The organism is Shimia sp., from assembly GCF_965227725.1.
GTDB lineage: Bacteria > Pseudomonadota > Alphaproteobacteria > Rhodobacterales > Rhodobacteraceae > Shimia.
Window position 1 is genome coordinate 599103 of record NZ_CBDDGH010000005.1, and the last position, 14072, is coordinate 613174.

At 60.5% G+C, this 14072-nt stretch carries 10 protein-coding genes and 1 tRNA gene; 6 read left to right on the forward strand and 5 right to left on the reverse strand.

The features are described 5' to 3' along the window. Positions 1–72: 72 nt before the first annotated feature. Genes zwf through pgi form a run of 3 tightly spaced genes read left to right on the forward strand, consistent with a single transcriptional unit; the run spans position 73 to position 3802 of the window. Positions 73–1527 (forward strand): glucose-6-phosphate dehydrogenase, encoded by a 1455-nt coding sequence (zwf, locus tag ACO07T_RS13185; RefSeq protein ID WP_422049800.1) that lies wholly within the window; start codon positions 73–75, stop codon positions 1525–1527. Then, a complete protein-coding gene (gene pgl, locus ACO07T_RS13190; RefSeq protein ID WP_422049801.1) occupies positions 1524–2195 on the forward strand; it encodes a 6-phosphogluconolactonase in 672 nt (223 codons plus the stop codon). Before zwf ends, pgl begins: the two co-directional genes overlap by 4 nt. A 5-nt stretch (positions 2196–2200) precedes the next feature. Next, complete coding sequence (gene pgi / locus ACO07T_RS13195; protein WP_422049802.1) at positions 2201–3802, forward strand: glucose-6-phosphate isomerase; 1602 nt, start codon at positions 2201–2203, stop codon at positions 3800–3802. A 35-nt stretch (positions 3803–3837) separates the two neighbouring features. Here pgi and ACO07T_RS13200 read toward each other — a convergent pair whose 3' ends face one another. The 4 genes from ACO07T_RS13200 to ACO07T_RS13215 all read right to left on the reverse strand — a co-directional run bounded on the left by ACO07T_RS13200 (position 3838) and on the right by ACO07T_RS13215 (position 8216). Beyond that, positions 3838–4551, reverse strand: a complete 714-nt coding sequence (locus ACO07T_RS13200; protein WP_422049803.1) for an enoyl-CoA hydratase/isomerase family protein — start codon at positions 4549–4551, stop codon at positions 3838–3840. Positions 4552–4681: 130 nt separating this feature from the next. Then, a tRNA-Gly gene (locus ACO07T_RS13205) sits at positions 4682–4755 on the reverse strand. A gap of 101 nt (positions 4756–4856) precedes the next feature. After that, positions 4857–6035 carry a DUF2235 domain-containing protein gene (locus tag ACO07T_RS13210; protein WP_422049804.1) on the reverse strand — a complete coding sequence of 393 codons (1179 nt, stop codon included), beginning with the start codon at positions 6033–6035 and terminating at the stop codon, positions 4857–4859. Between the two features lie 135 nt (positions 6036–6170). Beyond that, positions 6171–8216, reverse strand: coding sequence for an ASKHA domain-containing protein (locus tag ACO07T_RS13215; RefSeq protein WP_422049805.1), 2046 nt, complete (start codon positions 8214–8216; stop codon positions 6171–6173). Between the two features lie 260 nt (positions 8217–8476). On the opposite strand from ACO07T_RS13215, the gene guaB reads away from it, so the two are divergent. The 3 genes from guaB to ACO07T_RS13230 all read left to right on the forward strand — a co-directional run bounded on the left by guaB (position 8477) and on the right by ACO07T_RS13230 (position 13467). Beyond that, a complete protein-coding gene (guaB, locus tag ACO07T_RS13220) occupies positions 8477–9928 on the forward strand; it encodes an IMP dehydrogenase (RefSeq protein WP_422049806.1) in 1452 nt (483 codons plus the stop codon). Next, positions 9925–11073: an RsmB/NOP family class I SAM-dependent RNA methyltransferase gene (locus ACO07T_RS13225; protein ID WP_422049807.1), complete on the forward strand. Its 1149-nt coding sequence runs from the start codon at positions 9925–9927 to the stop codon at positions 11071–11073. Before guaB ends, ACO07T_RS13225 begins: the two co-directional genes overlap by 4 nt. Before the next feature lie 183 nt (positions 11074–11256). Further along, positions 11257–13467 (forward strand): ATP-binding protein, encoded by a 2211-nt coding sequence (locus ACO07T_RS13230; protein WP_422050505.1) that lies wholly within the window; start codon positions 11257–11259, stop codon positions 13465–13467. On the opposite strand, the gene ACO07T_RS13235 is transcribed toward ACO07T_RS13230, so the two are convergent. Beyond that, positions 13464–14063 carry a sulfotransferase family 2 domain-containing protein gene (locus ACO07T_RS13235; protein WP_209086773.1) on the reverse strand — a complete coding sequence of 200 codons (600 nt, stop codon included), beginning with the start codon at positions 14061–14063 and terminating at the stop codon, positions 13464–13466. The genes ACO07T_RS13230 and ACO07T_RS13235 overlap by 4 nt on opposite strands. Positions 14064–14072 lie beyond the last annotated feature (9 nt).

Genomic DNA, 14072 nt, shown 5'->3' on the forward strand with positions numbered 1-14072 from the left:
GCGCTAACGATGTTGGGGCAATGGGACGGCGCCGCAGCGACGGTCCGAGCAGAAAGCAAGGGAAGAGGCCGCATGGTTTCTCGTATTATTCCAGTAGAGCCTTTTGATTTGGTGGTGTTTGGGGGAACGGGTGATCTTGCGCGGCGCAAGATCTTGCCAGCGCTGTTTCGGCGGTTTTGTTCCGGACAGATGCCGGATGGCAGCAAAGTGGTTGGCGCGGCGCGCAGTGCGCTAAGCTCTGAGGCCTATCGCGCCACTGTGAGCACAGCGCTCAAGGAGTTTGCCGGAGAGCTGGCGCTGGATGATGCGCAGGTCGCGGAGTTTTGCGAACATGTGGATTATGTCGCGGTGGATGCGCGGGGCGAGGGCGGCTGGTCTGAGCTGGCGGCGCTGTTGACGCCGGGCTCTGTGCGGGCGTTTTACTTCTCGGTCGGGCCGGGGGTGTTTTCCGATCTTGCCAAAGGCCTGAAGCGGCATGGGCTGGTGGAAGATGACACGCGGATCGTGGTGGAAAAGCCCTTTGGTCATGATCTGGAGAGCGCGCAGGCGTTGAACAGCGAACTGGCACAGTATTTTGACGAGGGGCAGATCTACCGGATTGACCATTACCTTGGCAAAGAGACTGTGCAGAACCTGATGGCGGTGCGCTTTGGCAATATGCTGTTTGAGCCGCTGTGGAACGCGCAATACATCGATCACATCCAGATCACGGTGGCGGAAACTGTCGGCGTGGCGGGGCGCGGGGATTACTACGAAAAATCCGGTGCCATGCGCGATATGGTGCAGAACCACCTGATGCAGCTGCTGTGTCTGATCGCGATGGAGCCACCGGCGCAGTTTGAGCCGGATGCGGTGCGCGATGAGAAACTCAAGGTGATCCGCGCGCTGGACAATGTGCAGCCCCATCATATTGTGCGCGGCCAGTACACGGCGGCGGATGGCGCGGCGGCCTATCGTGAGGATGTGGACAATGCGCGCTCCAAAACCGAGAGCTTTGTGGCGTTGAAATGTCAGGTCAACAACTGGCGGTGGGCGGGCACGCCGTTTTATCTGCGCACCGGAAAGCGGCTGAGCGCGCGGGACAGCGAGATCACGGTGGTGTTCAAGGACACGCCGCATTCGATCTTTGGCCCCGAGGCTGGACGGCATCGCAACGAGTTGAATATTCAGCTGCAACCCAATGAAGGTATTACATTAAATGTGACCATCAAAGAGCCGGGGCCGGGTGGCATGCGGCTGGTGGATGTGCCGCTGGACATGAGCTTTGCGGAGGCTTTGGGTCCCTCTGCTGAGGGCACGCCGGACGCCTATGAGCGGCTGATCATGGATGTGATCCGGGGTAATCAGACGCTTTTCATGCGCGATGACGAGGTGGAGGCGGCCTGGGCCTGGACCGATCCGATCATTCGCGGTTGGGAAGCGCGCGGCGATGTGCCCAAACCCTATGATGCGTTCTCTGACGGGCCGGATGATGCGGAATTGATGATGCGGCGGGATGCGCGCGCATGGAGAGGTTTAGACAAATGAATTTCAAGAGTTACCCCGATGCCGACATGCTGGCGATGGATGTGACGCAAGCGCTGGCGGGCGATCTGAGCGAGGCGCTGCACCAGAAGGAACGGGTTGTGTTGGCGGTGCCGGGTGGCACCACGCCGGGGCCGATTTTTGATGCGTTGAGCGCGGTGGATCTGGATTGGGAGCGCGTGGATGTGATCCTGACCGACGAGCGCTGGGTGCCGGAAGATCACGAGCGCTCCAATTCGGCGCTGGTGAAGGCGCGGCTTCTGACCAACCGCGCCATGGCGGCACGCTACCTGCCGCTCTATGCGCCTGCGGATGTGCCGGAAAACGTCTTGCCTGAGCTTGAGGCAGGCATTGCGCCATCGCTGCCGGTGGATGTGGCGGTGATGGGCATGGGCGCGGATATGCACACCGCCTCGCTTTTCCCCGGCGCGGAAGGGCTTGAGGCGGCACTGGCTGCTGATGCGCCGATCCTGATCCCTGTGCGGCGCGATGATCTGCCTGACATTCGGATCACGCTGTCGGCGCGGGTGCTGAATGGGGCCTTGCGCAAGCACATCCTGATCAAAGGGGCGGACAAGCGTGAGGCGCTGAATGCGGCGCAGAGCCTGCCTGAGGTGGACGCCCCGATCCGTGCGGTCTGCGCGGGTGCTGATGTGCATTGGACGGAGTGAGTGAGATGTGGACCAAACTGGATTCCTTGAAGACATACGCGCAAGATGCTCAGATTGCAGATCTTTTTACGCATGATCCTGAGCGCGCGGCGGGGTTTTCGCTGACGGCGGATGGGGTGCTGTTTGATTTCAGCAAGACCACAATCAACGCCGAGGCCAAGGCTGCGCTGATCGAAATCGCAGAGGCTGCGGGTGTGGCTGAAAAGCGGGCGGCCATGTTTGGCGGGGAAAAGATCAATGCCACCGAGGGGCGCGCGGTGCTGCATACGGCGTTGCGCAATCTGAGTGGCGCGCCGGTGGTTGTTGACGGCGAAGACGTGCTGCCGGAGATCAAGGAGACCCGCGCGCGCATGGCGAAACTGGCCTCTGCGGTGCGCGACGGGAGCTTTCCGGGGCAGGGCAAACGCATCACCGATGTGGTGAACATCGGCATTGGCGGCTCTGATCTGGGGCCGTTGATGGCGGTGCTGGCGCTGGCGCCTTATCACGACGGGCCGAAATGCCACTTCATTTCAAATGTCGATGGCGCGGACGCGACTGACACGCTGGACGGGTTGGACCCTGAAACCACGCTGGTGATTGTGGCCTCCAAGACCTTCACCACGCAGGAAACGTTGATGAACGCGCGCACCGTGCTGAACTGGGCCGGTGGTGAGGCAGAGCTGGAGCGGTTTGTGGCGATTTCCTCTGCTGTGGAGCGCTGTGCCGAGTTTGGCATTCCGGCGGAGCGGGTGTTTGGCTTTGAGGATTGGGTTGGCGGGCGCTATTCGGTCTGGGGGCCAATTGGCTTTTCGCTGATGCTGGCGATTGGGCCGACAGCCTTTGAGGGCTTTCTTGAAGGCGGGCAGGCGATGGATCGCCATTTCTGTGACGCGCCGCTGGCGGAAAACCTGCCTGTGCTGCTGGCCTTGGTGGGCATCTGGCATCAGCAGGTTTGTGGCTATGAGACACGCGCTGTCCTGCCCTATGAGCAGCGGCTGGCGCGCTTGCCGGCCTATCTGCAGCAGCTTGAGATGGAGAGCAACGGCAAGGGGGTGGCAGTGGATGGCCAAACGCTTGACCGTGTGGCGGGGCCGATTGTCTGGGGGGAGCCGGGCACCAATGGGCAACATGCGTTTTATCAGCTGATCCATCAGGGCAAGCAGGTGGTGCCTTGTGAATTTATCGTGGGTGCCGAAGGGCATGAACCTGCCTTGAGCAGCCATCACCGTGCGCTTGTGGCCAATTGTCTGGCGCAGTCTGAGGCGCTTTTGAAGGGGCGCAGCGAGGCAGAGGCGCGCGCGCAGCTGGAGGCGAAGGGCGTCTCGGGCGAGACGCTGGATCAACTGGCCAAACACCGCGTGTTCAGCGGCAACCGCCCGTCAACGACGCTTGTCTATCCTCGCCTGACCCCTTTTGTGTTGGGCCAGATCGTGGCGCTTTATGAGCATCGGGTGTTTGTCGAAGGGGTGATCTATGGCATCAACTCCTACGACCAATGGGGCGTGGAGCTGGGCAAAGAGCTGGCGGGGGGATTGCTGGATGCTGTGGCAAGTGGTGAAGCGCCGGAAGCGGCCTCCGCATCCACGAAGGCGCTTCTGACCTATATCCGCAGCTTTCACAGCTGATATGGAGCTGGCCGCTAGCGGCGGCCAGAAGTTCGTTAAACGGTGAGCTTGAGCGCCGCGATCAGGGGCGCGTCATCGCGTGCCATGGTTTCAAGGATATCCTTGTGCATCCGGCGTTTGTGCTCGCCAAAGATCGCGCGCCCTTTTGAGAAGGTTGCGGCAAATTCCAGCGCCGCCGTCAGGGTTGCTTCGGCATCAGGGGCGGCGGTCAGCACGTGGTCGACCTCAAGCTCTGGTGCAGTGACACGGCGGCCGGTCAGCTTCATTTCGTTGAAGCGGTATTCGGGGATGGCTTTGCGCACATAGGCGATCATGGAGGGCAGGAAGGGGATGTTAATGTCCACTTCCGGGAAGCAGAAATAGCCGCGATCTGCGCGCATGAAGCGGAAATCGCAGGCGCAGGCCAGCATCGCCCCATTGCCAAAGGCGTGCCCTGTGATCGCGGCTATCACCGGCATCGGAAAGGTCAGGACGCGGGCAAAGACCTCGTTCATGCCGTTCATGAAGGCGCGCATGTCATCGACGTTGCCTGCCTGTTTGGCGGCCATCAGCCAGTTGAGATCGACGCCCTGGGACCAGTTTTTCTCATCACTGGAGGTGATCACAACGGCGCGGATGGATTTGTCGTCCTCAGCTTGCTGCAAGGCATCCAGCATGGCTGTGGCGAAGGCCGGGTTCTGACGGTTTTCGCCATTGTTCAGCGTGAGGATCGCGGTTTTGCCGCGGGTTTCATAGGTCACGATAGACATGGAAGGCTCATAGGTTTGGATGTTTGCCGGAAACTTTACCTGCACGTCAGGTGGGCGGCAAACATGACCTTACGCAACATGGCGGAGACGCGGCGTAGCATTCCGGCAGGCGACATCAAATGGGGGAAGTTGGAGCGGGTAGCGGGAATCGAACCCGCACCTTAAGCTTGGGAAGCTCGCATGATACCATTTCACCATACCCGCGCTCTGGTTGGCAGAGCTACTTCTAACCCGTCCGAAGGTCAAGTGGCGGGCGGGGCATTATTTTTGCCACGTGTCTGGCGGCGCAAGAGACCATTCTGGAATCACGGCAGATTGGGCGGATCATAGTCTGTGGCCGGGTCAGATTTGCGTTCCGTCACAGTGGGATGGATGTCTGAGCCGGGTGCAATGTAGCGGGGCTGGGCGAGGGGCAGGTAGTAGCCAAACCAGCCCTTCTGATCGGGGTGACGGCTGCGGCTGACCAGACGGGGAAAGATCTCCAGAATGGGCCAGAATTTGCGCAGCTTCATCTGGCTGTGGATCGGGGCTTTGGCATCGGGGGAGGAGATCTCCAGCCCCATGCGTTTGGTGACCTCATCTTCTTTGCCCTGCACATAGCGGTTGTAGAAAATATCGCGGAACAGCAGGGTGCTGTCGCTGTCGAGGCCATCAAGCTCTTCGCGCATCCATTGCATTGTTACTTTTGCGAGCCCAGCCTCTTTTTCGGTAACAGATCCGGCCACATCGGTGTGGGTGCCGACAAACCAGACCTGTTTGACGTCCTGATCTGGTGGATCGGATTTCTTCTTGAAGCGGTTGCCGTAGTATTTCTGCCCGGGTTTCCAGAACTGATGACGGAAAAAGCGGCGGGTTTCGTCGATGGCGAGCACGTGGCGCACCGCCTTGACGCTTGGGTTTTCATCTACGCTGGAATGGCTGCCAAATTCGATAAGGCTGCCCCATCTCAGGCGGATTCGGATCATGGAGCTGACCGTGTCCCAAAGCCCCAGAAAGCGGATCGAGGGGTGGCGCATGTGGAAGAACTGTTCGGAGATGCGCAGGGTGGCATAATCTTTGGAGTCGCTGTCGGTGCGCAGTTTGCGCCAGGCTTTGAACACCGGGCCAACCAGATGCAGCTCATGGGGCGCGACCAGACCGAAGTCATTGATGAAGCCCGCGAGCACGCGCGCGGTGTAGGCACCTCGGGAATAGCCAAAGAAATAGAGCTGGTCGCCGTTGCGGTAGTTTTCACAGAGGAAGGAATAGGCGTGCATGACGTTCTGGTGCAGCCCAAGGCCGGTGGCCAGCCCCAGAAGCAGTTTGATTTTTGAGAAATGGCCGCGTGCGAAAGGTCTGGTGGACAGGGTGCCGACGCCCGGCTCGTAGTAAACAAGCTGCTGCTCGTCATGTTTCAGGCACTTGTAAAGGCGGAGAATGTTGCTTTCGTTTTTCTCAACCTCGTTGCCTGTGCCGTCCAGACAGATGATCAGTTTTCGCGCCATGAAACCCACTCCCTCACCAGTCTAAAGACTAGGCCTGAATGGGGTTGGGGACAATTCGGGAATGAGATACCTGGCGACCTCTGCGCGATCCCTGCGGCCATATGGCTGGCCGCAGAGATGTGGGTTCTGTGTATGTCAGCCGCGCCGACGTCTGCGGCGTCCGCCGCCAGCGGCTCCGCCATCGCCGCCACCTGTGTTGAAGCTCACCTCCGGCAGATCGACCACGGTGCGCAGGATCGGGAAGGGATCAGAGGAGTTCGGCATGGCGGAGGCATTTACGAAATGCTCCTGAAAGCGTGGCTCCACGGCGGTTTCGATCTTCTCGATCTGGCGCACGAGAGTTTCGATCTGCCCGCGGGCTTCGCGGTTGAGCAGCGCAATGCGCGCGCCGGTGCCGGCGGCGTTGCCTGCGGAGGTGACTTTCTCCAGGGTGCAGTCGGGGATCATGCCCAGCACCATGGCGTGCTTGGCCGAAATATGCGCACCAAAAGCCCCGGCGAGCACAACGCGATCGACCTGATCGACACCGCGTTTGTCCATCAGCAGGCGCGCGCCGGAATAGAGCGCGGCTTTGGCCATCTGGATGGCGCGGATGTCGCCGTTGGTGACGGTGACGGATTTCTGATCCGCGTCGCCTTCCCACAGGGTGTAGGAGTTGGTGCGCCCGTCCGCAAAACAGCGGGCGGTGCCGGTTTGCTCGGCTGAGCCGATGAGGCCTGAGGCATCCACCAGACCGGCAAGGCGCATTTCGGCGATCACTTCGATGATGCCGGAGCCGCAGATGCCGGTGATGCCGGTGCCCGCGACAGCGGCGGCAAAGCCTTCGTCGTCAGACCAGAGCTCACAGCCGATCACGCGGAAGCGTGGCTCTTTGGTAACGGGATCAATTTCCACACGTTCAATGGCACCGGGCGCGGCGCGCTGGCCTGCGCTGATCTGTGCGCCCTCAAAGGCCGGGCCGGTTGGGGAGGAGCAGGCCAGAACGCCGTCTTTGTCACCCAGCAGGATTTCGGCGTTGGTGCCCACATCGACCACCAAAACGAGGTCTTCGGATTTGTCGGGCGCCTCGGAGAGCGCAACGCCTGCGGCATCAGCGCCCACGTGGCCCGCGATACAGGGCAGCAGATAGGCGCGGGTGCCCGGCGCGATAGTAAGGCCCAGATCAGAGGCCATGAGTTCGAGCGCATCAGAGGTGGCAAGCGCAAAAGGCGCCTGACCCAGTTCAAACGGGTCGATGCCGAGGAACAGGTGGTGCATCACCGGGTTCATCACAAAGACCGCGTCGAGGATCTGGCTGGTCTCGATTTTGGCCTCTTGCGCGATGTCCACAACCAGCTGGTTGAGACCTTCGCGCACGGCCTCGGTCATTTCCAGATCGCCGCCTTTGTTCATCATGGCGTAGCTGACGCGGCTCATGAGGTCTTCGCCAAAACGGATCTGCGGGTTCATGAGGCCGGAGGAAGCCACCACTTCGCCGGAGGAAAGATCACAGAGGTGGCCTGCGATGGTGGTGGAGCCAAGGTCAACGGCGAGGCCGTAGATCGGCCCTTCGAAATAGCCGGGCCAAAGCGCAATCACACGCGGTGTGCTGTCGTTGTGGCCCTGATGCAGCGCGGCGGTCACGGCCCAGTTGCCTTTGCGCAAGAGCGGCTGCAGTGGGCGCAGAAGATGGGTGTCTACCGCGATTTCTGCATGACCCGTGGCGGTCTTCAGCGCGGTCAGAAGCCGCTCCAGATCGCCGGAGGGCTTGTGCATGTCGGGCTCTTCCACCTCGACATAGCTAAGAGACACGGTGGCGTTGAGCGTGATGTCGCGCACCTCGGCGCGTTTGCGCACCACTTGTTTGTGGACCTGACTTTCCGCTGGAACATCAATCACCACGTCGCCCTGAACGGTGGCCTGACAGCCCAGACGGCGGCCTTTGGTGAGGCCACGCTTGTCATCATAGCGCTGCTCAACCGCGTTCCATTCAGACAGCGCATCATCCGCGACGGTCACGCCGTGCTTGGGAAATTCGCCATAAGACGGGGTGACCTGACATTTGGAGCAGACGCCACGCCCGCCGCAAACACTGTCCAGATCGACGCCAAGCTGGCGTGCGGCGGTGAGAATGGGGGTGCCGACCGGGAAGTTGCCGCGCTTGCCGGAGGGAGTGAAAATCACAAGTGGATCGCTGCTCATTGGAGTGCCTTGGGTCTGTTCGCGTGTCTGAGAGCATATCTGGCGTGCGCAGGCGGGAATGACAAGGAGCGGCATGGATTGGTCTGTGGGCGGCACGGTCAGGCGTAAATTGCGATGGATGCGCGAAAAATGACCGGGGGGGCTCCGCCGGGGCAGTTATTTGAGGTCTGAGAGGAGGTTGGGGCGGATTAGGGGTTTTCCACAGGCGGAGGGCGTGCGATAGGGACGTGCCAAACGAGGTTCCCCCAAGGAGATTTGCGATGGAGATTCGTGAGGCGCAGACTTTCGATGATGTTCTACTGGTTCCAGCCGCGTCGGTGGTGCTGCCGTCGACGGCGGACACGCGCACACGGGTCACAAAGAGCATTGATTTGAACATTCCCCTGCTCAGCTCGGCGATGGACACTGTGACCGAAAGCCGGATGGCGATTGCCATGGCGCAGGCCGGTGGCATGGGCGTGATCCACAAGAACCTTGATGCGGAGTCCCAGGCACGCGAAGTGCGCCGGGTGAAACGCTTTGAGAGCGGGATTGTCTATAACCCGGTCACGCTGACCCCGAACCAGACGCTGGCGGATGCCAAGGCGCTGATTGAGCGCTATCGCTTTACCGGTTTCCCGGTGGTGGACGAAGAGGGCCGCGTGGTCGGCATTGTGACCAACCGCGACATGCGCTTTGCCCAGAGCGATGACACGCCGGTACACGCGATGATGACCACCAATGATCTGGCGATGCTGGCGGAGCCTGCGGATCTGGAAGAGGCCAAGAGCCTGATGCGCGCGCGCCGGATTGAAAAGCTGTTGGTGCATGACGGGCAGGGCAAGCTGACTGGTCTTTTGACGCTGAAAGACACCGAGCAGGCTGTGCTGAACCCGACCGCCTGCAAAGACGAGCTGGGCCGTTTGCGCGTGGCTGCGGCCTCGTCCGTGGGCGATAGCGGCTTTGAGCGCTCCGAGATGCTGATTGATGCGGGTGTGGACATCGTGGTGGTCGATACCGCGCATGGCCACTCTGAAGGGGTGATCGAAGCGGTGAAACGCATCAAATCCCAAAGCAACGCGGTGCAGGTGATTGCGGGCAATGTTGCCACCGGTGACGCCACACGCGCCTTGATTGATGCAGGCGCGGATGCGGTGAAAGTGGGCATCGGGCCGGGCTCGATCTGTACCACACGGATGGTGGCAGGCGTTGGCGTGCCTCAGCTGACCGCGATTGATGATTGTGCGACCGCCGCCGGTGACGTGCCAGTGATTGCGGATGGTGGCATCAAATTCTCCGGTGACTTCGCCAAGGCGATTGCGGCGGGTGCAAGCTGTGCGATGGTGGGCTCGATGATTGCGGGCACCGATGAGAGCCCCGGTGAGGTGATCCTCTATCAAGGCCGTTCGTTCAAATCCTACCGCGGTATGGGCAGCCTTGGCGCGATGGCGCGTGGCTCGGCTGATCGCTACTTCCAGAAGGATGCGGCAAGCGACAAGCTGGTGCCGGAAGGGATCGAGGGGCAGGTGCCTTACAAAGGTCCGGCGGGCACCGTGATCCACCAGCTGGTGGGCGGCTTGCGTGCGGCCATGGGTTACACCGGCAACGCGACGGTCGAAGAGATGCGCAAGAACTGCAAGTTTGTGAAAATCACCGGTGCGGGCCTGAAAGAGAGCCACGTGCATGATGTGCAGATCACCCGTGAGGCACCAAACTACCGGATTGGCGGATGACGCCAGCGGCGCGCGTTCAGGCGGCGATTGAGGTTCTGGATCAGATCCTGGAAGGCGCGCCAGCAGAGAAAGCATTGACCGGCTGGGCAAGACGCAGCCGGTTTGCCGGGTCCAAGGACCGGGCCGCAATCCGCGATCATGTGTTTGATGCCTTGCGCCAGCGCAATTCGGCGGCCCATCTGGGCGGCGGGCTGAGCGGGCGCGGGCTGATGATCGGGGTTCTGCGGGCGCAGGGGGCTGATTTGGCGGCGTTGTTCACGGGTGCGGCCTATGCGCCAGCAGCTTTGGATGATGCGGAAATCGCGGCCCCAGCAACAGATTTGCCCTTGGATGTGCCTGACTGGCTAGTTGAGCTGTTACGAGAAAGTCTTGGCGGACAATTTGACGAAACGCTTGAGCAGATGCGTGCGCGTGCGCCGGTGTTTCTGCGCGTGAACCTCGCGAAATCCACTGTGGCAGAGGCGCGGGCGGCCTTGGATGCGGCGGGTGTTGCGACGCGCGCGGTGGCGCTTGTGGATACCGCGCTGGAGGTCACGGAAGGGGCGCGGCGCATTCGGCAGGCAGGACCTTATCTGAATGGCGCCGTGGAGCTGCAGGATGCGGCCTCACAAGCGATGGTGGCAGAGCTTCCGCTGGCCAAGGGCATGAAAATACTGGATTACTGCGTTGGCGGCGGGGGCAAAACCCTTGCCATGGCGGGGCAGGTGGAGGGGCAGTTTTATGCCCATGATGCTGCCCCGCGCCGGATGGCGGATTTGCCGGAACGCGCCAAACGCGCGGGCGTAAAGGTCACGCTGGTGGATGCGCCGCAGAAACATGCGCCATATGATCTGGTGCTCTGTGATGCGCCTTGTTCGGGCAGCGGAACATGGCGGCGTACACCGGATGCGAAGTGGCGATTTAGCCAAGACGATCTGGCGGATCTGACCCGAATACAGGCGGAAATTCTGGATCAGGCGCAGAGTTTGGTCGCAGAGGATGGCGTGCTGGCCTATGCCACATGCTCTTTCCTTGAGGCCGAAAACATGGCGCAAATCAACGCCTTCCACGACCGTCATCCGGGGTGGGAGACGCTCTCGTCGCGGCAGTATTCATTCGCCGATGGCGGTGATGGATTTTTTGACGCGGTTTTGCGTCGAAAATAAGGTAGAATAGATGAATCCTCAGTTATCGTTAATGCGTGATTAAGGATATTTCGCGCATATTAACGAAAACCAAAAACAGTAGGTGCAAACGTGTCTAGCTCGACCGATGCAGCGCAACCGCTGCCCCGCAAAAAGGCAGCAACTCCCCATCACGCCGGACTTCTCGCCTTTGCCGCGCTCGCCATGGTGGCCACGACATTTATGCTCGAAAACGAGATGTTGCGGCTGATCATGCTGTTTGCCAGCGGGCTGACGGGCTTTGCCTGTGCGGTGACCATGGCGCTGTCGATGCGCCGCCGCGCTGTCCAGAATGGCGTTGTGGAGCTGCTGACGCAGCTGCATGTGGACGCCGAAGAGCAGGTGGTTGTTACCGATTTTGCAGGTCGTGTGCTTTATGCGAACAAGACAGCGCAGGAAGCGGGCGGCGATGCGCGCGAAACCATGCAGGATGTGCTGGCCGGTCATGTTCTGGATGCGGAAAACAAGGTCGCGGATGCCATTGCCACCAGCCTGACCGATGGCAAGCACGAAGACGAACTTGTGTTGCGTGACAATATGTTGCGGCTCAAGGTTCAGCTGGTTGACGAGGATATTCTGCTCTGGACTATGAGCAAGACCCACCCGGCGAAAGACGCCGCTGGCGCGGGCACAGGACCAAAGCTGCCGATGCTAACAGCCGGGCGCACCGGCACGATTTTGTTCATGAATGCCGCGGCGCGCGCGCTGCTGGGTGAGCGTAAAAAGACGCTGACGGATGTGTTTGGCCCCGATGTCGCGCAGCCGCGTGATGCGACGGTGATCCACACCTCAAGCGGCGAGCAGCAGTGTCTGGTGGCGCAATATGATGCCACGGCGGGCCGTCGTGAGATCTATCTCTTGCCGACCGAAACCCCGGTGACCCGCGGCGGTGCGATGCAGTTTGATGAGCTGCCCGTGCCGATTGTGAAGCTTGAGCCTGAGGGCCGCGTGGTTCTCGCCAACCGTGCCGCGCGCAGCCTGATCCATCTGGACATCACCGAAGACACCGTGATGAGCGATCTGATGGAAGGTCTGGGCCGGTCCATTCGCGATTGGCTGGTGGAGGCTGCACAGGGTAAATCTGCCAAGAAGAGTGAATTCCTGCGCCTGAAGCGCGAAGACAAAGAGGTCATCGTGCAGGTGAGCCTCAACCGTATTGTGGAAGGCAACGGGCGGTCCCTGATCGCGGTTTTGAACGACGCAACTGAGTTCAAATCGCTGGAAGAGCAGTTTGTGCAAAGCCAGAAAATGCAGGCGATTGGCCAGTTGGCTGGCGGTGTGGCGCATGATTTCAACAATCTTTTGACCGCGATTTCAGGACATTGCGACCTGCTGTTGCTGCGCCATGATCAGGGGGATGCGGATTATGCAGACCTCATCCAGATCAACCAGAACGCCAACCGAGCCGCAGCACTTGTGGGGCAGCTGCTGGCGTTTTCACGTAAACAGAACCTGCGGCCCGAAGTGCTTGATCTGCGCAACACGCTGGCGGATCTGACCCATCTGCTGAACCGGCTGGTGGGGGAACGCGTGGCGCTTTCGCTGAGCAATGATCCGGTGCTGCCGTCGATCCGCGCAGACAAGCGCCAGCTTGAGCAGGTGCTGATGAACCTCGTGGTGAATGCACGTGATGCGATGCCGGATGGCGGTGAAATCCGTGTCACAACCGAAGAGGTGGCCTTGGATGCGCCGCTGGAGCGGGACCGTGTTGTGGTGCCGGTTGGCAAATATGTGGCGGTCAAAGTGGCTGATCAGGGCATCGGGATCCCGCAGGACAAGATGCAGAAGGTGTTTGAGCCGTTTTACACCACCAAGAAGACCGGTGAGGGCACCGGACTGGGGCTCAGCACCGCATATGGCATTGTGAAACAGACCGGCGGGTTCATTTTTGTGGACAGCACCGAGGGCGTGGGCACCACATTTACGCTGATGTTCCCGGCCTATGGCGCGGCGGAAGAATTTGTGCCGGAGCTGGATGAAAAACGCCCTGATCTGCCGGCGGTGGAGCACAGCGGTGTGGTGCTTCTGGTGGAAGACGAGGCGCCGGTGCGTTCTTTTGCGACCCGTGCGCTCAAGATGCGGGGCTTCACGGTGCTTGAAGCTGCAAGTGGCGAAGAAGCCCTGGAGATTTTGGCCGCAGATCAGCCCGGCATCGATGTCTTTGTCAGCGATGTGATCATGCCGGGGATGGACGGGCCAACGTGGGTGCGTCAGGCGCGCTCGGAATATCCGGAAGTGCCGGTGATCTTTGTGTCAGGTTACGCGGAAGACAGTTTTTCAGACGATCAGTCACGTATCGACAACTCAAGCTTCCTGCCCAAGCCGTTTTCGCTTGGCGATCTCACCGAAGCGGTGCAGGCGCGGATCAGCGGTTAAGACAGGCTTTCGTAAAGCTCAAATTCTGCGGCGCATTTGCGGCGCAGTTTCGCCAAGGTGGCCTCAGGCAGATCAAGCGGCATCGACGGGGAGCTGTTGCGCCGCTCCAGAGTGATCTTCTGATCCAGACGTGCCTCAAGAAAGGCGAGCATCTTGGGCTGATCCTCATAGCGGAAGAGGTGATCGACCTGCACGCCATTGGGGCGCGGCTCCAGAAACTTGGCCTGGCTGCCCACATTGGCAAACGGCGCTTTCTTGTCGCCTTTCATGTATTCCTGCACAAATTCGTCAAAGCTCACCTCATGGGTGGAGTTGCGATGCCCACGCATACTGTCGCGGCGGCGGTACCGATACCAGCTTGCCAGCCAGCTCACAGGTTCGCGCATCACGGCCATGAGTTCCATGTCATCGCGGTTGCAGGCGCGTTCAAACATCGGGCGGAAGAAGCGGTTATAGCGATAGACCGGCGCGTGTTTCAGCTCCGGGGGATTCGCAATCACCATATCGGCCACAGGGGCCAAAGCGGCCTCAATCGCGGTGGTGCCGGTTTTGGGCACCGATAGGAACACAAGTTTTTTGTTCCAGAAAACAAGCATCTGCGCGGC